This window comes from Rhizobium sp. Nf11,1 (genome assembly GCF_050587665.1).
Taxonomy (GTDB): domain Bacteria; phylum Pseudomonadota; class Alphaproteobacteria; order Rhizobiales; family Rhizobiaceae; genus Rhizobium.
The window spans coordinates 70,545-89,539 of record NZ_JBOBHU010000018.1 but is presented as its reverse complement, the minus strand read 5'-3'; the positions used below and the strand labels follow the sequence as shown (position 1 = coordinate 89,539).

Genomic DNA, 18,995 nt, shown 5'->3' with positions numbered 1-18,995 from the left:
GAAGATGCGGTTTGACGGCAACTCCATGCGTCGGCGTTTTGCCCGGTGCGTCAAGATTCAAGCGGGCTGAAGCATGGCCGCCGAAGAATCCTATCTCCGCCGCAAGACCGCGAAAAAAAGCCCGATCGTCTACTGGCAGCTCGGCTCTCTCTCGCAGGAGCGCTACGACGTTGCCGACCGGCCGATGAAAGGCGACATGGATCCGTTTTTCTTCGTCACCAAGACAAAGAATTTCATTCCGCACGAATATCCCTGCCGCACCGAATTCAAGGCATGTTTCGCCGGGCGGCGGCCGCAGCCGGCTGCCGAATTCGAGGCCGTCCGCTGGTGGCTTCCCTTTTCGTCGCCGCGCGTCGATCTCTCCGGCTTCTGGTTTCGCCCGACACGCATCGGCTGCTGGGCGCGCACCTTCCTCGATACGCAGTCAGCGGGACCGGCCACGCTGCGCCTGTCGACCTGCGGCGGCGCCATCCTCTTCGTCAACGGTCGCGAGCAGGGTTTTATGGCGCCTTGCCAGCGCAATCTGGAAGCTCAGCAGACATTTGAAGTGGAGTTGACGGCTGGGCTCAACGAGGTCCGCGTCTATTTCGACGATCTCGCCGAACGCGACGCCCGCTTCTATTTCCAGCTGGATTATCTCGTAGGTCCGGAAGTCGAAATATCGGTGCCTGTTCCCATCGCCGCCGGTGACGCGGACGGGCTGGAGGCAATCCTCGAAGGCATGCGCTTCGACCGCACCGCCTATCTCGGCGAGGACGTGACGATCCTGTTTCCCGCGCCGCTGCCGGTGGCGCTGAGCTGTCATGTCGAGATCGAAGGCGACTTCATGTCGGTCGAGCGCTTCGATTATGATTTCGCGCTGCAAGCGGGGGCGATGAAGCTAGAACTCGGCCCCTCGGCCGACATGCCCGCCGATTTCCGCCATTTCCGCATCACGTTCAAAACAGGCAAACTTTCGCTCGGCCGCACGCTCGGCGTCGAGATCTGCCATCCCCAGCGCCAGGGGCTGGCGCCCGCCGCGCTCGAGGATCGCGTCGCCGAGGCACTTGCCGAGGTCGCCGCCCATTCCGAGCCGGATACGGTCTGCGCCTTCGCGCGCCTTGCTTTGGGGCAGGGCGGCGAGGAGACCGAGGCGATGATCTCGGCGATGCTGCCGGTTATCGAGGATTGTCATGACTGCGCCGATTTCGTTCTGGTGCCGCTGCTCTTTGCCTATACGCGCTGGAGCGATCTGCTGTCGCAGGATCTGCGGCAGAGGATCGAGCGCGCGGTTCTCGGCTATCGCTACTGGATGGACGAGCCCGGCAACGACGTGCAATGGTATTTTTCGGAGAACCACGCGCTGCTCTTCCACACCGCCGCCTACCTCGGCGGCAGGCTGTTCCCCGACGCCGTCTTCGTCCGTTCCGGCCGCACCGGCGCCGAGCAGATGAGGGTCGGCGAAGAGCGCGTCCGCGCCTGGCTCGATCATTTCGAGCGCTGGGAAATGGCTGAGTGGAATTCCGTTCCCTATTTCCCGATCGACCTCAAAGGGCTGACGGCGCTTGCTGCCTGCGCCCCGGATGAAGCGATCCGCGCCCGGGCGAGCGCCAGCATCGTCCGCCTGATGGAAATTGTCGCCCGTTCGGCCCATCATGGCATGCTGACCGGCAGCCAGGGCCGCTCCTACGAACACACGCTGCGCCCGGGCCGCTCGGTCGAGCTGTCGGCCATTGCTCGGCTGCTCTGGGGCCGCGGCTGGTACGGCCGACGCGTCCACGCACTGCCGCAGCTGGCCGTCTGCATCCGCGATCACGGCCTGCGTTTTCCCGATGAGCTCGCGGCGATCGCGGCGCACCAGTCCGACGACGCGCAGGAATGGACCTTTTCCCAGGGCGAGAACCGTTTCGCCGCCCTCTATCACTACAAGACGCGCGACACCGCGCTCGGCACCATCGCCCATTATCGCCCCGGCGCCTGGGGCTATCAGGAGACCGTGTTGCATTTGCGTTTGGGCGAGCGGCCGGAAGCGCAGATCTGGATCAACCATCCCGGCGAAACCATCCAGTTCGGCTACGGCCGGCCCAGTTTCTGGGGCGGCTGCGGAACGCTGCCGCGCGTCCATCAATATCGTGACCTGGCCATTCTCGATTTCGACATCCACGACGGACAGCCGGATTTCACCCATGCCTGGTTTCCGCTCGAAGCCTTCGACGACACGTTTGTCAGCGGCAGGCTGGCGCTTGCCCGTTCCGGCAACGGTCTGGCGATGCTGATCGGTAGCGGACCGCTCGAACCGGTGAAATACGGCCCGACGACGGATGTCGAGCTGCGCCTGGCCGGTCGCGCCGGCCGCTGGATCGTCCGCCTTTCCGATCTTGGGCGCGAAGACGGCCTCGACGGCATGCGGGCGCGTTTCGCCTCGCTTGCTGCTCGCCGCGGCAATGAGGGCGCCTTGATCATCGATGACCCGGATTATGGTCAGGTTGTCTTCGAAGAGGACGGCACCGTGCGCGCCGAAGGCCGTATTCTCAAGCCGTCAGACTGGTCAGTGCGAGGAGACGCGATACATCTGGAGATAGCGGGCAGGCAGCAGCGGCGCGCTGCTTCGTAAATGACATGTCCGGACAGGTGGAGGACCTGGCCGGATGCAGAAGTTCATCGGTCAAGAGGAGGAGACTATGACCAGAATGAAATCGATCGCCGCGGCCTTTGCTGCGGTTCTCTTGAGTTCCGTTGCCGCCCATGCCGGCGATGTGCGCATCATGTGGTATTCCGACGGCGGCGAAGGCGAGGTGATCAAGGATCTGCTGGCGCGCTTCTCCAAGGCCAATCCCGATGTCAACGTCATCCTCGATGAAGTCTCCTATGACGTCGTCAAGGAACAGCTGCCGGTACAGCTGGAAGCCGGGAAGGGGCCTGATATCGCCCGCGTCACCAATCTGAAGGCGCAGTCGCAGCACTGGCTCGATCTCCGCCCGCTCCTCACCGATGCGAAATATTGGGACGAGAATTTCGGCGCCCAGGCTGACTGGATGCGTCCCGACGGCTCGAACGCCATCACTGGCTTCATGACCCAGCTGACGCTCACCGGCGGCTTTGTCAACAAGACGCTGTTCGAGCAGGCCGGCGTCGAAATTCCCGGCCCGAAGGCAACCTGGGACGACTGGGCTGCAGCGGCCAAAAAGGTCGCTGATAGTCAGAAGGTCTTCGCCATGGCGATCGACCGCTCCGGCCACCGCGTCACCGGCCCTAACATCTCCTACGGCGCCAACTATATCGCCGCCGACGGCAAGCCGGCACCCATCGACCAGGGCGCCAAGGAATTCCTCAGCCGCTTCGTCAAGTGGAACGAGGACGGCACCGTCAACAAGGACGTCTGGGTCAGTGCTGCCGGCAGCACCTATCGCGCTGCCGCCGACGACTTCATCAATGGCGGTCTCGCCTATTATTATTCCGGCAGCTGGCAGGTTTCAGGCTTCGCGCAGAAGATCGGCGACGGTTTCGATTGGGTCATGGCCGGAAGCCCGTGCGGCACGGTGGCCTGCAGCGGCATGCAGGGCGGCGCCGGTCTGGTCGCCGTCAAATACACCAAGAACCCGAAGGACGTCGCCAAGGTGATGGACTACCTGGCAAGCGCCGACGTGCAGAAGGAATTCGCCGAGCGCAGCCTGTTCATCCCGGCGCATAAGGGCGTAGCCGCCGGCCAGGTGGACTTCAAGACCGACAATCCGCATGTGAAGGCGGCGCTGAAGGCCTTCGTTGAATCGGCCGGCCAGACGGCCCCGGCTGCGCTGAAGCTGCCGGGCTGGAAGTGGTCGGACGCCTATTACAGCGCCATCGTTGCCCGCATCAGCCAGGTGATCGCCGGCGAAATGAAGCTCGACGATGCCTATGCCCGCATCGACGAGGACATCAAGGCCAAGGTCGGCGGCAACTGACGGAAGAGCGGATGGCGGAGAAGACGGTTTCTTCCGAACCACCGGCGAAAGCCGGTCTGCGGCAGGCGCTCCTTGCGCCTGTCAGGCTCGCCATGGGGATGATCGATATCCCGATGCGCGCCTGGCAGAAGCTGACGGGGCTGAACGGCATGGCGGGCGTCTTCCTGGCGCCTAACATGCTGATCTTTTCCGTGTTCGTGCTCCTGCCGCTGGTCATCAACTTCATCTATTCGACGACGAGCGGCGGCGCCATCTTCCTGCCGAACAGGACTTATGTCGGCGCTGAGCAGTACCGCATCCTCTTCGATTGCCGCTCCTATCTCGACCCCTCGACTTGTGCTGCCGACACCTTCTGGGCCGCCGTGCGCAACACCGCCGTCTTCGTCGTCTTCCAGGTCTCGGCAATGCTGCTCGCGGCACTCGGAACGGCGTTGATCCTCAACCGCGAACTTTCCAATCGCGGCTTCTGGCGCGCCGTCTTCTTCTTCCCCGTGCTGCTGTCGCCCGTCGTCGTCGGCCTGATCTGGAAATGGATCCTTCAGCGGGAGGGCCTGTTGAACTATGCGCTGAGTCCTTTCGGCTTCGAACCCTTCTCCTGGCTCAGCGATCGTTTCTGGGCCTTCTTCTTCGCCGTGTTTGTTTCGGTCTGGGCGCATATGGGCTTTTATGCGCTGATCCTGCTCGCCGGCCTGCAGGCGATCCCGAGGGATCTCTATGAGGCGGCGGCAATGGACAAAGCGAGCCCCACCCGCATCTTCCGGCGCATCACCTTGCCGCTGCTGATGCCGAACCTCATCGTCGTTCTGGTCCTGGCGCTGATCCGCGCCGTGCAGATCTTCGACGAGGTTTTCGTGCTCACCGGCGGCGGGCCGGGCACCAGCACCATGTACATCACCCAGTTCATTTACGAGACCGGCTTTGCCAGTTCGCTGCGCAATCCGGGGCTCGCCTCGGCCGCCTCGATCCTGATGGGCATCGTGCTCGTCATCCTGACCCTGGTTCAGCTCGCCGCAAGCAGCCGCAACGAGAAGAAGGGCAAACGTCTATGAGCGCCGTCACCACCTTCCTGCTTCGCCGCCGCGGCCGCGGCTGGCACTGGACCGACGTCGTCACCTGGATCTGGCTGATTTCAGGCGTCATCCTGATGTTCGGCCCGGCCATCTGGCTGGTCTTCTCCTCGTTCAAGACGCCAGCTGCCCTTGCCGAGTTCCCGCCGTCCGTCCTGCCCTATGTCACCGAGCAGGCCGTTGTGCCGGGCTATGACAAGCCTTTGCCGCTCTATAATGTGACGATGCCGGATGGCAGCACTCATGTGCTCGCCGAAGTCCGCCGCATCGGCATCATGGGCCAGATGATCGATCCGAAACAACCGGGCGAAATCGTCAAGGTCAACATCAAGGACCGTACGCCGGTGCGTGAGGTCGAATTCGCGACCAACAACTACACCGAACCTTTCCAGCGCTTCGACTTCTTCCTGTTCCTGCGCAACTCCGTCTTCGTAACGGTGGTGGCGACGGCCATCACCCTGCTGGTCAATTCGATGGCCGCCTTTGCGCTGTCGAAATATCAGTTCCCCGGCCGCACCGCTGTCATGCTGATGATCCTGGCAACGCTGATGGTGCCGCTCTCGGTCATCGTCGTGCCGCTCTATTCCGTCATTGGCAGCTTGAACCTCTTCGACAGCCTCTGGGGCGTCATCCTGCCGACCGTCGCTACGCCGACGGGCGTCTTCCTGCTCCGCCAATACATGCTGACGATCCCCGATGAACTGATCGACGCCGCGCGCATGGACAAGGCCAGCGAATGGCAGATCTACTGGCGCATCATCCTGCCGTTGTCGGCGCCGGCGCTGGCGGTGCTGGCGATCTTCTCGGTGGTCTGGCGCTGGAACGACTTCCTCTGGCCGCTGATCGTGCTGTCGCGCAAGGAACTCTACACGCTGCAGGTCGGCCTCAACGTCTATGCCGGCGAGCTCAATGTGCAGTGGCACTATATCCTCGCCATGACCGTCGTCTCGATGATCCCGGTTGTGCTGATCTTCGTCTTCCTGCAGCGCTTCATCACGACTGGTATCGCCGGCTCGGGGCTGAAATAATATGAAACAGGAGAGTGCATGAGCGGACTCGAGCTCAGGAACATCGTCAAGAATTTCGGCGCCGTCGAGGTCATCCGCGATGTCTCGCTTGAGGTCAATGACGGCGAGTTCGTCGCTTTCGTCGGCCCGTCCGGGTGTGGAAAATCGACGTTGCTGCGCCTGATCGCCGGACTCGACAAGCCCACAGGCGGCAGTATCGCCATCGACGGCAAGGACGTCACTGCGATCGGTGCGGCCGACCGCGGCCTTGCCATGGTCTTCCAGTCCTATGCTCTTTATCCGCATATGAGCGTGCGCGAAAACCTTGCCTTCGGCCTGGAGAACACCAAGGTGGCCAAGGCCGAGATCGAAGCCCGCATCGCTGATGCCGCCCGCATGCTGGAGATCGAGCCGTTTCTGCAGCGGCGTCCGGGCCAGCTCTCCGGCGGCCAGCGTCAGCGCGTCGCGATCGGCCGCGCCATCGTGCGCCGGCCGGATGCCTTCCTGCTCGATGAGCCACTCTCCAATCTTGACGCCGAGCTCCGGGTGAGCATGCGCGCCGAACTCGCCGCGCTCCACGCTCGCCTGAAGGCGACGATGATCTACGTCACCCATGATCAGGTCGAGGCGATGACGCTCGCAAACCGCATCGTCGTGCTGAGAGGCGGCAGGATCGAGCAGGTGGGAACACCCCTGGAACTCTACAATAAACCGGCAAACCGTTTCGTCGCCGGCTTCATCGGCGCGCCGCACATGAATTTTCTGGAAGCCTCGATTGTCGGTCACGAGGGTGGTTTCGCGCAAGTCGAAACCGTCGGCGGCCATCGCCTTTCCGTCCTAGCCAGGGAGGCGCGCCCGGTGGGCGAGAGGGTCAGCATCGGCATCCGACCTCAACACATCAGTCTCGCCGATGCAGCCGCCGCAGGCAGGCTGGACACGCGGATCACCCTTGTCGAGGAACTGGGATCTGAAACCGTCGTCCACACCGAAGCCGCCGGCAAGAAGCTGATCGCCGTCTTTGCCGGCCAGCAGAAGATGCAATCCGGCGACAGCCTGCCGCTCCATCTCGATCCCGAGGTTCTGCACCTTTTCGGCGAGGACGGCCGGCGTTTGATTTGAAACAAAAAGCCCGCGCCGGAATGGAGGGCGCGGGCCGAGTTTCATGTCATGACAGCTTTAGTGGCTGTTCTTGTGGCTTTGTTGACCAGCCTTTACATGCTGCTCATGGCTGCCGCCGCGGGTTCCACTGGACTGCGCGACGCGGCCGCCTGAAGAGGCGCTGCGGGTATTGGAGTCATTCTTGTGACTCTGCTGCCCAGCCTTGACGTGCTGTTCATGGGTTCCACCTTGGTTTGCCATTTGGTTTCTCCTTGGTTTTGAACTGAGGCCACGTCGACCTCGTTTGGACAACCTCGCCCCGGCGCATGCGTTCCGCATTTTAACATTTCGTGATCTCGCCGGAATGAGGATGAGGTAGCGGACCGGGCGGGTAGGGAGCTCGCCTGCCAGTTCGTTGGCCATCGGGAGAAAGCGGAAAAATCCTGATGTTCTCCAGCGGCCCGCAGCCTCGCTTCGAGAACCGTCTCTCGGCAAAAAGGTTCCAGGAAAATCAGCCGCATCCGCTTCGGTTGATGGCCCTGCCGAGGCCGCTCGACTCTTTTCAAATAGATGGGCCGCTCTAACTTACAGGGAAGCTGATGAAAGGAGAAAACCATGACCGACGCACCGAAAACGGCGACCCCGGCGCGAAGAGTGTTGCGTGGCCGCCCCTACAGCATGAGCGAATTTGCCAGAAAATACCGGTTGGACGACAAGGAGGCTAAGCGCCTCTATGACAAGTTTGGCCCGTCCGCCACCGAGCTCGATCTGCTGATGGCGGCAAAGCGCCGTCCGCCGGGCCTCCCCACCAAGCTCGACTCCTGACGGCCGTCAATGAGGATCAGAACGGGAAGCTGCCTTTGCGGAGCGGTCGCCTACCGAGTGGAAGGCGAGCCGCTTCGCGTCGGCCTCTGCCACTGCGCTGATTGCCGCAAATCGAGTGGTTCCGCCTTCGTGTTCTTTGCGCTCTGGCCCCGTCCGGCATTTTCCCATAGCGGCGAGATTGCCACATTCGCCGGCCGCAGCTTTTGCCCCGCCTGCGGCAGCAGGCTCTTCTGCCTTCAGGAGGCGACGGTGGAAATCCGCCTCGGCTCTCTCGACGGTCCGCCGACGGATCTTGAGCCGAACCATGAAGTGTGGATCAAGCGGCGCGAAGCCTGGCTGCATCCGCTGCCGGGTGCCGGGCAATTTACCGAGGATCTCGATTGACGGTGGGCAATTTCTGCCTGTCAGGAGGGCGAAACGCTGGGGATTTTGGCGCTATAGGCTCCGCGGTACTGAAACTTGAGTTTTGTTACCAATATTTCATTTCACCCGTCCGCAATTCCGTGCCAGTTCGGCGGCAACCGCTAATTCCCGGTTCATCTGCGGTGTGATTATTTCATTGCAGGCCGATGCGGCCACTGACTGATCGAGGATGACATGAACAAAATCGTAAGCGGCGAAGAAACCGGAGCAAAGGCCGGCGGGACGCCCGACCTCGCTGCGGTACTTGCCGCGTCGGCAAGGCAGAACAAGCGGGGCCGCTGGCGCGGGCGTTTGCTGGTTCTGCTGATCATCCTCGTTGCCACCGCAGCTGCCGCCTATTTCTATGTCGGCCGGGGGCAAAGCGAGGTGAGCTACACCACGCAGCCGGCAAAACGCGGCGACCTGACGGTGCTTGTCACCGCCACCGGTTCGGTGCAGCCGACCGAGCAAGTTGACATCTCGAGCGAACTTTCCGGCACCGTCCGTGACGTCAACGTCGACTATAACAGCACGATCAAGGCGGGCGACGTGCTGGCGCTGCTCGACACCAACAAGCTCGAGGCGGATGTGAAGAGCTCGCGCGCCAAGGTCAATTCGGCCAAGGCGAACGTCGCCAAGGCCAATGCCGATCTCGAATCGGCGAGCACCTCGCTCGAGCGGCTGAAGAGCCTGGTCAGGAGCAATGTCTCCACACAGCAGAGCCTCGACGACGCCACCTACAAATATGATTCCGCCGTCGCTGCCAAACAGATCAACGAAGCCGAGGTGCTGGCCGCGGAGGCCGATCTGCAGCTTGCCGAGGTCAATCTCGCCAAGGCAAAAATCGTCTCGCCGATCGACGGCGTGATCCTCACCCGTTCCGTCAATCCGGGCGCCACCGTCGCCGCCTCGCTTTCGGCGCCCATTCTCTTCACCATCGCCGGCGATCTCAAGAAGATGGAGCTGCAGGTCGATGTCGACGAGGCCGACGTCGGCAAGATCGCCGTCGGCCAGAAGGCGAAGTTCACCGTCGATGCCTATCCCGACCGGTCGTTCCCTGCCGAGATCGAGCAGATCCGCTTCGCCTCCGAAGTGGTCAACAATGTGGTGACCTATAAGGCGGTCCTCTCGGTCGATAATGCCGATCTGCTGCTCCGCCCCGGCATGACCGCGACCGCCGATATCACCGTCGAGGCCGTCAAGGACACGCTGATGGTGCCGAATGCGGCGCTGCGTTATGCCCCGCCGCAGGCGGAACGGCGCGGGCGCGGTATTCTCGCAATTTTCGGGCCACCACGCCGGCGCGGCGGCGATTCCGGCCAGGCGCTGACGGGGGCGCAGCGCCGCGTCTGGGTGCTGCGCAATGGCCGCGCCGCGCCCGTCGTCATCCAGGCCGGGTCGTCCGATGGCCAGTTTACCCAGGTAGTATCGGGCGAACTCAAGGAAGATGACGCCCTGGTGACCGACGCCACGGTGCGGACGAACTAGGCGGAGAGACGATGACAATGCCGCCGCTCATCGAGTTCAGGAAGGTCTCGAAAATCTATGGCGAGGGTGAGGCGGCGATCCGCGCGCTCGACCATGTAGATCTTGCGATCGATGCCCATGAATTCGTCGCGATCATGGGGCCGTCAGGCTCCGGAAAGTCGACGGCGATGAACATTCTCGGCTGTCTCGACGTGCCGACATCGGGCGATTACATCTTCCAGGGCATTCCGACCAGCGGCTTCGACCGCAGCCAGCTGACGCTGTTGCGCCGCCACATGCTGGGCTTCGTCTTCCAGGGCTTCAACCTTCTGTCGCGCACCTCGGCGGTCGAGAATGTCGAACTGCCGCTGATCTATCGCGGCATGCCGGTGCGTGAACGGCGCGAACGAGCGCACGAGGCACTTGCGCTGGTCGGCCTGTCCGGCCGCGAACATCACAAGACGCAGGAGCTCTCAGGCGGCCAGCAACAGCGCGTCGCCATCGCCCGCGCCATCGTCACCGAGCCGGCGCTGCTGCTCGCCGACGAGCCGACGGGCAATCTCGACACCAAGACCAGCGTCGAGATCATGGATCTGATGACGCGGCTGAACCGCGAGCAGAGCATCACCATCGTCATGGTCACGCACGAGCCCGATATCGCCGCCTATGCCGGACGGCTGCTGCGCTTCGTCGACGGCAAGCTGGAGACTGAGCTGGAGCATCGCAGGAGGGCGGATCATGTTCTTTGAGACGCTGAAGCTCGCGCTGCGCGCCATCAGCCGCAACATGCTGCGTTCGTTCCTCACCGTTCTCGGCGTTGTCATCGGCGTTGCCGCCGTCATAGCGCTGGTGACGATCGGCAACGGTACGACCGCCCAGGTTTCAACCGAATTGTCGCGGCTCGGCACCAACATGCTGTTCGTCCGTCCCGGCCAGTTCGGCCCAGGGCGGGCGAGCTCCGAGGCCAAACGCTTCAGCGTCAAGGATGTCGCCGCCATCCGTGACCAGATCGGCGGCTTGAGGGCGGTGGCGCCGCTCAACCAATCGACGGCAACGGTGATTTTTGGCGGCCAGAACCATTCGACCAGTGTCTACGGCACCACCAACGATTATTTCGTCGCGCAGGACTGGAACCTGGCGCTCGGCCGCAATTTCACCCCGGCCGAGGAGCGCGGCCAGTCCCGCTGCATCATCGGCGAGACGGTCCGCTCGCAGCTCTTCGGCGCCGCCGACCCGCTCGGCCAGCAGATCCGCATCGGCAAGGTTTCCTGCCCGGTCATCGGCGTGCTCGCCAAGCGCGGTCAGTCCGGGATGGGCACCGATCAAGATGACGTCGTCATCATGCCGGTCAAGGTGTTCCAGCGGCGCATCAGCGGCAACAGCAACGTGCCGCAGATCATCATTTCGGCGCGAGACGGCGTCTCCACGGCGAAGGTGCAGGCCGATGTCGAAAATCTGCTGCGTGAGCGCCGCAAGATCATTCCCGGCCGCCAGGACGATTTCAATGTCAACGACATGACACAGATCGCCGAGGCGATGACCGGCACGACGACGCTGCTCACCGGCCTGCTCGGCGCCGTCGCCGCGATCAGCCTGCTCGTCGGCGGCATCGGCATCATGAACATCATGCTGGTCTCCGTCACCGAACGAACTCGGGAAATCGGCATTCGCCTGGCGATCGGCGCCCTCGAAAACCAGGTGCTCACTCAGTTCCTGGTCGAGGCGGTGGCGCTCTCGCTCTTCGGCGGTATCACCGGCATCGTGCTCGGCCTGAGCCTCGGTCTGGTGGCGGTCACCCTCCTGAAAGTCCCCTTCGTCTTCAGCCCGATGATGGTCGCCGTCTCCTTCCTCTTCTCCGCCGCAATCGGCATGATTTTCGGTTATTTCCCGGCAAGAAGGGCAGCACAGCTCAATCCGATCGAGGCGTTGCGGCACGAGTGAAGGGCCGACGCGCGGCTCCCCTTGTCTTCGAATCTTCACCATGCCAGGATGTGATATATCAGGTGGGCTACGGAATTATCGGCATGCTGACGTCACAAAGCCACCTTGCCTATCTCGCGCTCGAGCATCTGATCGTCACGCTGGTGCTGAAACCCGGTGCGCTCGTCACCGAAAAGCAGCTGATCGATATGGCGGGCCACGGACGCACGCCGGTGCGCGAGGCGATTCAGAAACTCGCTTGGCAGGGGCTGATCCTGGTGAAGCCACGTGTCGGATTGCAGGTTGCCGAGATCGCGCCGGAGGATCATGGCAATGTCATGCAGGTGCGCCGCGAACTGGAGCCGATTGCTGCGGCATTGGTCGCCGAACATGCGGGCGGCGAACAGCGCGATCGCCTGGGCGACTGCGCTCGCGCCATGGAGGAATGCGCCGCCACGGGCGATCTCGCCGGCTTCTTCGCCGCCGACAAGGCTTTCGACGAGATCCTCGAGGATGCCTGCCCGAACGGCTTCATCATGGCGGCGCTTGGCCCAGTGCAGACCCATTCGCGTCGCCTCTGGTATTCCACCGCAAGCCCGGAACGCATGGACCGCGCCATCGCGCTGCATGTCGGCGCTATTCGGGCCATTCAGCAGGGCAGACCGGATGAGGCGCATGCGGCGATGGCGGCATTGATCGACTATCTCGCCCGCGCATAAAAACGGCCCCGTTTCCGGAGCCGTTCTCAGATCGATTGTCGAAAGAGTGTCAGCCGACGAAGGCCCGTTCGATGACGAATTCGGCGGGCTTGCTGTTGGCGCCCTCATTGAGGCCGGCCTTCTCCAGCAGTTCCTTGGTATCCTTCAGCATGGCCGAGGAGCCGCAGATCATGCCGCGGTCGATTGCCGGATCGAGGGGCGGCACGCCGAGATCGGTAAACAGCTTGCCTGAAGAGATCAGGTCGGTGATGCGGCCGCGATATTCGAAATTCTCGCGCGTAACAGTCGCATAATGACGGAGCTTGTCGCCGACCACTTCCTTCAGCAGTTCGTCATTCTGGATCTCATGCACGAGGTCGAAACCGTATTTCAGTTCGGCGACATCGCGCGTCGTATGGGTGAGGATGACTTCCTCGAATTTTTCATAGGTCTCGGGATCGCGGATCAGGCTGGCAAAAGGCGCAACGCCGGTTCCCGTCGAAAACATGTAGAGGCGGCGGCCAGGCGTCAGCGCATCGAGCACCAGCGTGCCCGTCGGCTTCTTGCGCATCAGCACCTGGTCGCCCGGCTTGATCGCCTGAAGATGCGAGGTGAGCGGACCGTCCGGCACCTTGATCGAGAAGAACTCGAGTTCTTCGGCCCAGGCGGGGCTGGCGATCGAATAGGCGCGGAAGACCGGCTTGCCCTCGACCATCAGGCCGATCATCGCGAATTCGCCGGAACGGAAACGGAAGCCCTGCGGCCGGGTCATCGTGAAGCGGAAGAGCCGGTCGGTGTAATGCGTCACGCTGAGCACCGTCTCGGCATAGACGCCGGCGGGGATGGACGATGCGAAGTCTTCGGTCTTGGCAGGCGCGTTCATTGCGGTAGAGGATCCCGTTTCGTCGGATGAACTTATCGGATGCGAGGCAGATATTACATATCCGGCCGGAATTAAAGGCATTCCATTCCACGCAGCGCTCATGAAAGGAAATATGCGTGTCCCTGTCAGGATTCAATGGTTGGCGGGGAATGTCGTATTTCCCGCTGGCGAAGCCCGCCAAAGGATGCATATTAGAGCGGCGCGCCGCAATTGGATGCTGATTTCGGCAAAAGCGGTGCGACAACAAAGACCTACGCCGTCGAGCCCGATTCAGGAACAGGGTCAGGTGATGATGGCGATAAACACGCTTGCCAGGGCGAGCGCGACAGGCGGTCGGGGGGTTATGAAGATTTTCAATTACAAGCGTGTTCCTTACGCGGAAATGCGCGCCTTTTCCGTTCATATCCTGACGGCTTCCGGCTCCTTCCTCGCCTTCCTCGGAGTGGTCGCCGCCGCCGAGCACCGCTTCATCGACATGTTCTGGTGGCTGGGTCTGGCTCTACTGGTCGATGGCATCGATGGGCCGATTGCCCGCAAGGTGCGTGTCAAGGAGGTGCTGCCGAACTGGTCGGGCGATACGCTCGACAATATTATCGATTACGTTACCTATGTGCTCCTGCCGGCCTTCGCGCTCTACCAGAGCGGCATGATCGGCGAGCCCTGGTCCTTCGCCGCCGCCGGCATGATCGTCGTCTCCAGTGCCATCTATTACGCAGACATGGGCATGAAGACCGACGAGTATTTCTTCTCCGGCTTTCCCGTCGTCTGGAACATGATCGTCTTCACCCTGTTCGTCATCGATGCCAGCGCGACGACCGCGCTCGCCGTCGTCACGATTTCGGTGGTGCTGACCTTCCTGCCGATCAATTTCCTCCATCCGGTCAGAGTGAAAAGACTGCGCCCGCTCAATCTCGGCGTCTTCCTGCTATGGTCGGCGCTCGGCGTCTATTCGCTGCTGATGCATTTCGAAACGCCGGAATGGGCGCTCATTCTCTTCATTGTGACCGGGCTCTATCTTTACGTCATCGGCGCGGTGCTGCAATTCTTCCCCGCCCTTGGACGCGAAGCTTGAAGGACAGCCAAGATGACGAAAACGCAGGCGGTTTCATTTTCGAAGACGGGCGGACCTGATGTCTTCGACTTTGTCGAAGTCGATCTTCCCCAGCCCGCGGCCGGGGAGGTGCAGATCCGGCAGGCGGCGATCGGCCTCAACTTCATCGATGTCTACTTTCGCAACGGCTCCTATAAGGTGCCGCACCTTCCCTTTGTCACCGGCAAGGAGGGCGCCGGCACCGTCACGGCAGTCGGCCCCGGTGTTACGGATTTCAGGCCTGGCGACCGGGTCGCCTATGCCAGCGCCGACGGCGCCTATAGCGCCGAGCGCAATATCGAGGCCCGCCATCTGGTGCATGTGCCTGACGGCATCGAGCTCGAAACGGCAGCGGCGATGATGCTGAAAGGCATGACCGCCGAATATCTCTTGAACCGCACCTTCAAGGTCGGCCCTCAGACCGTCCTTCTGTTCCATGCCGCAGCCGGCGGAGTCGGTCTGATCGCGGGCCAGTGGGCGAAGGCGCTCGGCGCCACGGTCATCGGCACGGCTGGATCCAAGGAGAAGGTCGAGCTGGCGCTCGCCCACGGCTACGACCATGTGATCAACTATAAGAGCGAGGATTTCGTCGGCCGCGTCCGCGAGATAACGGGCGGCAAGGGTGTCGATGTCGTCTATGATTCGATCGGCCGCGATACTTTTCCACAGTCGCTCGATTGTCTGAAGACGCGCGGCCTTTTTGCCTCCTTCGGCCAATCTTCCGGGCCGATCGAGAATTTCACCCTCGCCATGCTGGCCCAGAAAGGGTCGCTCTTTGCGACGCGCCCGACGCTCTTCACCTATATCGCCACGCGTCAGGAATTGGACGATAGTGCAAAGGCGCTATTTGATGTTGTGCAAAGCAACAAAGTGCGTATCAATGTCAACCAAACCTATCCGCTGCGCGAGGTTGGGCAGGCTCACGCGGATCTGGAAGCGAGAAAAACGACAGGAACGACGCTGCTGATTACATGAGATCCGAACGGACCGGTTGGCAGAAGAAATGAGGGGAACGTGTCTGCATTGAATGTGCCGGATTCCGGTGCGTTGTTATCCGTCCAGAAGCTGACGAAGTTTTTCGGTGGCTTTGCCGCTTGCAATGACATCGATCTCGACATAGCGCCGGGCGAAATTCATGCGCTTCTCGGCGAAAATGGCGCAGGCAAGTCCACCTTGGTCAAGATGCTGTTCGGTGTTCTCGAGCCGACGCACGGGCAGATCCTTTGGGAAGGCAGCCCTGTCGTCATCGCCTCGCCGGGCGAAGCCCGCAAACACGGCATCGGCATGGTCTTCCAGCATTTCTCACTGTTCGAGGCCCTCACGGTGGCCGAAAACATCGCGCTATCGCTCGATGACGCCATCCCGATCGACCACATTGCCGAGGAGGCGAGGGCGCTGTCGGTCACCTACGGCCTGCCGCTCGATCCGCATGCCCATGTCGCCGATCTCTCGGTCGGCGAGCGCCAGCGCATCGAGATCGTCCGGGCGCTGCTGCAGAACCCGAAGCTGATCATTCTCGACGAGCCGACCTCGGTGCTGACGCCGCAGGAGGCCGACAGGCTGTTCGAGACGCTGTTCAAGTTGCGCGCCGAGGGGCGCTCGGTTCTCTATATCAGCCACCGTCTGGAGGAGGTGCAGCGCATCTGCGATCGCGCCACCGTACTGCGCCATGGCCGGGTGACCGGCGCCTGCGATCCCAGGCAGGAAACGCCTGCCTCGCTCGCCCGCATGATGGTCGGCAGCGAGGTGGCGACTGTTACCCATCCGGAGCGCAGCGACAGGGGCGAGGTGCAGCTTGCCGTTTCGAACCTGTCGGTTGCCGCGCGCACCCCCTTTGCCATGCCGCTGCGCGACGTCTCCATGACGGTGCGTGCAGGCGAGATCCTCGCGATTGCCGGGGTCGCTGGCAACGGCCAGAGCGAGTTGTTCGACGCGTTGTCCGGCGAGTATCCGGTTGCCTCAGCCGAAGCGATCATCATCCGCAAGAAGCCCGTGGGCACTCAGGGCATTACCGCCCGCCGCCTGCTTGGCGCCGGTTTCGTGCCGGAGGAGCGGCACGGGCACGCTGCCGTTTCCGCCATGAAGCTTTCCGACAATCTGGTGCTGGCCCGCAGTCAGTCGGATCGCAAAGCCTTTCTGGGCGTGCTCGGCATCATCAGGCAGGGCGCGGTCAAGTCTGCGGCGCGGCGCATTTCCGAAGCGATGGACGTCCGCAAGAGCGGTGACGATCCCGCCGCCGGCTCGCTCTCCGGCGGCAATCTGCAGAAATTCATCGTCGGCCGCGAGCTCGACCGCCAGCCGGCCGTGCTCGTCGTCAACCAGCCGACCTGGGGCGTCGATGCGGGGGCGGCAAGCCGCATTCGCCAGGCGCTCGTCGATCTTGCAAAGGCCGGCTCCGCCGTCGTCGTCATCAGCCAGGACCTCGACGAAATCTTCGAAGTGGCAACCGATATCGCCGTCATCTCCGAGGGGCGCCTTTCCCGGCCCTATCCGGCCGGCGAACTGACCCGCGAAAAGATCGGCCTGCTGATGGGCGGCCTGCATGAAGGCAGTTCGGCCGCGGAGACTGCCCATGCGCATTGAACTGGAAAAACGTCCCGACGTCTCGAAGCTCTTCGCTTTCGTCTCGCCGCTCCTGGCCCTTGCCCTGACGCTCGCCTTCGGCGCCATCATGTTCGCCATACTCGGCAAGGATCCGGTCGAGGCGCTCGATGCATTCTTTGTCGAGCCGCTGCTCGAGGTCTGGTCGCTGCACGAGCTGGCGATCAAGGCAGCACCGCTGATCCTCATCGCCGTCGGCCTTGCCGTCAGTTACCGCTCGAACAACTGGAACATCGGCGCCGAAGGGCAGTTCACCATCGGCGCCATCACCGGGTCCTATCTGCCGATCGTCTTCTACGACTGGCATTCGCCTCTCGCCCTGCCGTTGATGCTGCTGCTCGGCGCGCTGGGCGGCGCACTTTTTGCCGCCATTCCGGCGCTGTTGAAGGCCCATTTCAACACCAACGAAATCCTGACATCGCTGATGCTGGTCTATATTGCCCAGCTCTTCCTCGATTGGCTGGTGCGCGGCGCCTGGCGCGATCCGCAGGGCTTCAACTTCCCGGTGTCACGGGATTTCGCGCCGGAAGCGGTGCTGCCGGCGATCTGGGAGGAATCGGGTCGGGCCCATTGGGCCTTCATCTTTGCCATCATCGCGGCGATCGGCGTCTGGTTCATGCTGCGCTATACGCTCAAAGGTTTCGAGATCGTCGTGCTCGGCCAGTCGGAGCGGGCAGGGCGCTTTGCCGGCTTCTCGTCGAAGAAGATGATCTGGTTTAGTTTCCTCTTCTCGGGCGCGCTTGCCGGCCTTGCCGGAATCTCTGAGGTCTCCGGTTCGATCGGCCACCTGCAGCCCGCCATCTCGCCGGGCTACGGCTTCACCGCCATCATCGTCGCCTTCCTCGGCCGGCTCAATCCGCTCGGCATCATCGCGTCCGGCCTGGTGCTGGCGCTGACCTATCTCGGCGGCGAAGCGGCGCAGCTGTCGCTCGGCGTCTCCGACAAGGTCACCCGCGTCTTCCAGGGCCTGCTGCTCTTCTTCGTGCTCTCCTGCGATACGCTGATCTACTACAAACTCCGCATCGTCTGGTCGCGGGTCAGGGGCGTGGGAGCATGAGCATCTTCGAAGCCATTCTGCTGACCGTTATCACTGCCTCGACGCCGCTGGTCATCGCCGCGCTTGGCGAACTGGTGACGGAGCGCTCCGGCGTTCTGAACCTCGGCGTCGAAGGCATGATGATTATGGGCGCAGTCGCCGCTTTTGCCGGCGCGCAGACGTCGGGCTCGCCCTATGTCGGGATCATCTGCGGCATAGCGACAGGTGCGCTGTTCTCGCTGCTGTTCGCCTTCCTGACGCTGACGCTGGTGGCCAATCAGGTGGCGACGGGACTGGCGCTTACGCTTCTCGGCCTCGGCGCATCGGGCATGCTCGGCGAGCCCTATGTCAGCGTTCCCGGCATTCGCCTCGAAGAGATCGTCATTCCCGTCCTGTCGGATATTCCCGTCATCGGCCATGTTCTGTTCAGGCAGGATCTGATCTTCTACCTGTCGATTGCACTTGTGATCGGCGTCAGCTGGTTCCTGTTCCGCAGCCGGGCCGGGCTGAAACTGAGAGCGATCGGCGACAGTCATACGTCGGCCCATACGCTCGGCATCGGTGTCATCCGCACGCGTTACCTGGCGGTGATGTTCGGCGGCGCCTGCGCCGGTCTTGCCGGCGCGCAGCTCTCGCTCGTCTACACGCCGCAATGGGCGGAGAACATGTCGGCCGGCCGCGGCTGGATCACCCTGGCGCTTGTCGTTTTCGCCTCCTGGCGGCCATGGCGGGTTTTTGCCGGCGGATATCTCTTCGGCGCGGTCACCATCCTGCAGTTGCACGCGCAGGCCTTCGGTCTCGGAATTCCCGCGCAGTTCCTTTCGATGCTGCCCTATGCCGCGACTATTGTGGTTCTCATCATCATTTCCCATAATCGGCGCACGACGTTGATCAACACGCCCGCATCGCTTGGGAAGGCCTTCGTGCCGGAGCGATAGACAACGACACAAGGACGGGTTTCCGCAATAACTTCAAACCAAC

18 protein-coding genes are annotated in these 18,995 nt (G+C 62.5%); 16 read left to right on the top strand and 2 right to left on the bottom strand.

Going from position 1 to position 18,995, the window contains the following annotated elements:
• Positions 1-73 precede the first annotated feature (73 nt).
• The 5 genes from ACQ7C1_RS23580 to ACQ7C1_RS23560 all read left to right on the top strand — a co-directional run bounded on the left by ACQ7C1_RS23580 (position 74) and on the right by ACQ7C1_RS23560 (position 7,113).
• Positions 74-2,593, top strand: a complete 2,520-nt coding sequence (locus ACQ7C1_RS23580; RefSeq protein ID WP_430959989.1) for a hypothetical protein — start codon at positions 74-76, stop codon at positions 2,591-2,593.
• A gap of 67 nt (positions 2,594-2,660) precedes the next feature.
• Positions 2,661-3,920: an ABC transporter substrate-binding protein gene (locus ACQ7C1_RS23575; protein ID WP_430959988.1), complete on the top strand. Its 1,260-nt coding sequence runs from the start codon at positions 2,661-2,663 to the stop codon at positions 3,918-3,920.
• Between the two features lie 11 nt (positions 3,921-3,931).
• Complete coding sequence (locus ACQ7C1_RS23570) at positions 3,932-4,969, top strand: carbohydrate ABC transporter permease (protein WP_430959987.1); 1,038 nt, start codon at positions 3,932-3,934, stop codon at positions 4,967-4,969.
• Complete coding sequence (locus ACQ7C1_RS23565; protein ID WP_097601142.1) at positions 4,966-6,015, top strand: carbohydrate ABC transporter permease; 1,050 nt, start codon at positions 4,966-4,968, stop codon at positions 6,013-6,015. The genes ACQ7C1_RS23570 and ACQ7C1_RS23565 overlap by 4 nt, the downstream gene beginning before the upstream one ends.
• An 18-nt stretch (positions 6,016-6,033) precedes the next feature.
• Complete coding sequence (locus ACQ7C1_RS23560; protein ID WP_430959986.1) at positions 6,034-7,113, top strand: ABC transporter ATP-binding protein; 1,080 nt, start codon at positions 6,034-6,036, stop codon at positions 7,111-7,113.
• A gap of 57 nt (positions 7,114-7,170) precedes the next feature.
• Here ACQ7C1_RS23560 and ACQ7C1_RS23555 read toward each other — a convergent pair whose 3' ends face one another.
• Positions 7,171-7,353, bottom strand: a complete 183-nt coding sequence (locus ACQ7C1_RS23555; RefSeq protein WP_430959985.1) for a hypothetical protein — start codon at positions 7,351-7,353, stop codon at positions 7,171-7,173.
• Positions 7,354-7,707: 354 nt separating this feature from the next.
• On the opposite strand from ACQ7C1_RS23555, the gene ACQ7C1_RS23550 reads away from it, so the two are divergent.
• The 6 genes from ACQ7C1_RS23550 to ACQ7C1_RS23525 all read left to right on the top strand — a co-directional run bounded on the left by ACQ7C1_RS23550 (position 7,708) and on the right by ACQ7C1_RS23525 (position 12,425).
• Positions 7,708-7,917, top strand: a complete 210-nt coding sequence (locus ACQ7C1_RS23550; RefSeq protein WP_085778133.1) for a hypothetical protein — start codon at positions 7,708-7,710, stop codon at positions 7,915-7,917.
• Between the two features lie 9 nt (positions 7,918-7,926).
• Positions 7,927-8,301: a GFA family protein gene (locus ACQ7C1_RS23545; protein WP_430959984.1), complete on the top strand. Its 375-nt coding sequence runs from the start codon at positions 7,927-7,929 to the stop codon at positions 8,299-8,301.
• Between the two features lie 213 nt (positions 8,302-8,514).
• Positions 8,515-9,807, top strand: coding sequence for an efflux RND transporter periplasmic adaptor subunit (locus ACQ7C1_RS23540; RefSeq protein WP_430959983.1), 1,293 nt, complete (start codon positions 8,515-8,517; stop codon positions 9,805-9,807).
• A gap of 11 nt (positions 9,808-9,818) precedes the next feature.
• Entirely contained in the window at positions 9,819-10,535 is a 717-nt protein-coding gene (locus ACQ7C1_RS23535; protein WP_430959982.1) for an ABC transporter ATP-binding protein, read from the top strand.
• On the top strand, positions 10,525-11,727 hold the full coding sequence (locus tag ACQ7C1_RS23530) for an ABC transporter permease (RefSeq protein WP_430959981.1): 1,203 nt from the start codon (positions 10,525-10,527) through the stop codon (positions 11,725-11,727). The genes ACQ7C1_RS23535 and ACQ7C1_RS23530 overlap by 11 nt, the downstream gene beginning before the upstream one ends.
• An 83-nt stretch (positions 11,728-11,810) precedes the next feature.
• The gene (locus ACQ7C1_RS23525; RefSeq protein WP_430959980.1) at positions 11,811-12,425 is read left to right on the top strand and encodes a GntR family transcriptional regulator; all 615 of its coding nucleotides are present in this window, start codon (positions 11,811-11,813) and stop codon (positions 12,423-12,425) included.
• 49 nt (positions 12,426-12,474) lie between these two features.
• On the opposite strand, the gene ACQ7C1_RS23520 is transcribed toward ACQ7C1_RS23525, so the two are convergent.
• The gene (locus ACQ7C1_RS23520) at positions 12,475-13,287 is read right to left on the bottom strand and encodes a ferredoxin--NADP reductase (protein ID WP_430959979.1); all 813 of its coding nucleotides are present in this window, start codon (positions 13,285-13,287) and stop codon (positions 12,475-12,477) included.
• Between the two features lie 343 nt (positions 13,288-13,630).
• Here ACQ7C1_RS23520 and pcsA point away from each other — a divergent pair, with 343 nt between their 5' ends.
• The 5 genes from pcsA to ACQ7C1_RS23495 are packed head-to-tail and all read left to right on the top strand — an operon-like array spanning position 13,631 to position 18,952.
• A complete protein-coding gene (gene pcsA, locus ACQ7C1_RS23515) occupies positions 13,631-14,359 on the top strand; it encodes a phosphatidylcholine synthase (RefSeq protein WP_430959978.1) in 729 nt (242 codons plus the stop codon).
• A 12-nt stretch (positions 14,360-14,371) separates the two neighbouring features.
• Complete coding sequence (locus ACQ7C1_RS23510) at positions 14,372-15,352, top strand: quinone oxidoreductase family protein (RefSeq protein ID WP_430959977.1); 981 nt, start codon at positions 14,372-14,374, stop codon at positions 15,350-15,352.
• A 39-nt stretch (positions 15,353-15,391) separates the two neighbouring features.
• Complete coding sequence (locus ACQ7C1_RS23505; protein ID WP_430959976.1) at positions 15,392-16,960, top strand: ABC transporter ATP-binding protein; 1,569 nt, start codon at positions 15,392-15,394, stop codon at positions 16,958-16,960.
• Positions 16,950-18,035 carry an ABC transporter permease gene (locus ACQ7C1_RS23500; RefSeq protein ID WP_430959975.1) on the top strand — a complete coding sequence of 362 codons (1,086 nt, stop codon included), beginning with the start codon at positions 16,950-16,952 and terminating at the stop codon, positions 18,033-18,035. Before ACQ7C1_RS23505 ends, ACQ7C1_RS23500 begins: the two co-directional genes overlap by 11 nt.
• The gene (locus tag ACQ7C1_RS23495; RefSeq protein WP_430959974.1) at positions 18,032-18,952 is read left to right on the top strand and encodes an ABC transporter permease; all 921 of its coding nucleotides are present in this window, start codon (positions 18,032-18,034) and stop codon (positions 18,950-18,952) included. The genes ACQ7C1_RS23500 and ACQ7C1_RS23495 overlap by 4 nt, the downstream gene beginning before the upstream one ends.
• The last annotated feature ends 43 nt before the right edge of the window (positions 18,953-18,995 follow it).

Bases quoted from the DNA above. Each gene is read 5' to 3' on its own strand.
- ACQ7C1_RS23580 (WP_430959989.1), top strand. From the start codon at position 74: ATGGCCGCCGAAGAATCCTATCTCCGCCGCAAGACCGCGAAAAAAAGC.
- ACQ7C1_RS23575 (WP_430959988.1), top strand. From the start codon at position 2,661: ATGACCAGAATGAAATCGATCGCCGCGGCCTTTGCTGCGGTTCTCTTG.
- ACQ7C1_RS23570 (WP_430959987.1), top strand. From the start codon at position 3,932: ATGGCGGAGAAGACGGTTTCTTCCGAACCACCGGCGAAAGCCGGTCTG.
- ACQ7C1_RS23565 (WP_097601142.1), top strand. From the start codon at position 4,966: ATGAGCGCCGTCACCACCTTCCTGCTTCGCCGCCGCGGCCGCGGCTGG.
- ACQ7C1_RS23560 (WP_430959986.1), top strand. From the start codon at position 6,034: ATGAGCGGACTCGAGCTCAGGAACATCGTCAAGAATTTCGGCGCCGTC.
- ACQ7C1_RS23555 (WP_430959985.1), bottom strand. From the start codon at position 7,353: ATGGCAAACCAAGGTGGAACCCATGAACAGCACGTCAAGGCTGGGCAG.
- ACQ7C1_RS23550 (WP_085778133.1), top strand. From the start codon at position 7,708: ATGACCGACGCACCGAAAACGGCGACCCCGGCGCGAAGAGTGTTGCGT.
- ACQ7C1_RS23545 (WP_430959984.1), top strand. From the start codon at position 7,927: ATGAGGATCAGAACGGGAAGCTGCCTTTGCGGAGCGGTCGCCTACCGA.
- ACQ7C1_RS23540 (WP_430959983.1), top strand. From the start codon at position 8,515: ATGAACAAAATCGTAAGCGGCGAAGAAACCGGAGCAAAGGCCGGCGGG.
- ACQ7C1_RS23535 (WP_430959982.1), top strand. From the start codon at position 9,819: ATGACAATGCCGCCGCTCATCGAGTTCAGGAAGGTCTCGAAAATCTAT.
- ACQ7C1_RS23530 (WP_430959981.1), top strand. From the start codon at position 10,525: ATGTTCTTTGAGACGCTGAAGCTCGCGCTGCGCGCCATCAGCCGCAAC.
- ACQ7C1_RS23525 (WP_430959980.1), top strand. From the start codon at position 11,811: ATGCTGACGTCACAAAGCCACCTTGCCTATCTCGCGCTCGAGCATCTG.
- ACQ7C1_RS23520 (WP_430959979.1), bottom strand. From the start codon at position 13,287: ATGAACGCGCCTGCCAAGACCGAAGACTTCGCATCGTCCATCCCCGCC.
- pcsA (WP_430959978.1), top strand. From the start codon at position 13,631: ATGAAGATTTTCAATTACAAGCGTGTTCCTTACGCGGAAATGCGCGCC.
- ACQ7C1_RS23510 (WP_430959977.1), top strand. From the start codon at position 14,372: ATGACGAAAACGCAGGCGGTTTCATTTTCGAAGACGGGCGGACCTGAT.
- ACQ7C1_RS23500 (WP_430959975.1), top strand. From the start codon at position 16,950: ATGCGCATTGAACTGGAAAAACGTCCCGACGTCTCGAAGCTCTTCGCT.
- ACQ7C1_RS23495 (WP_430959974.1), top strand. From the start codon at position 18,032: ATGAGCATCTTCGAAGCCATTCTGCTGACCGTTATCACTGCCTCGACG.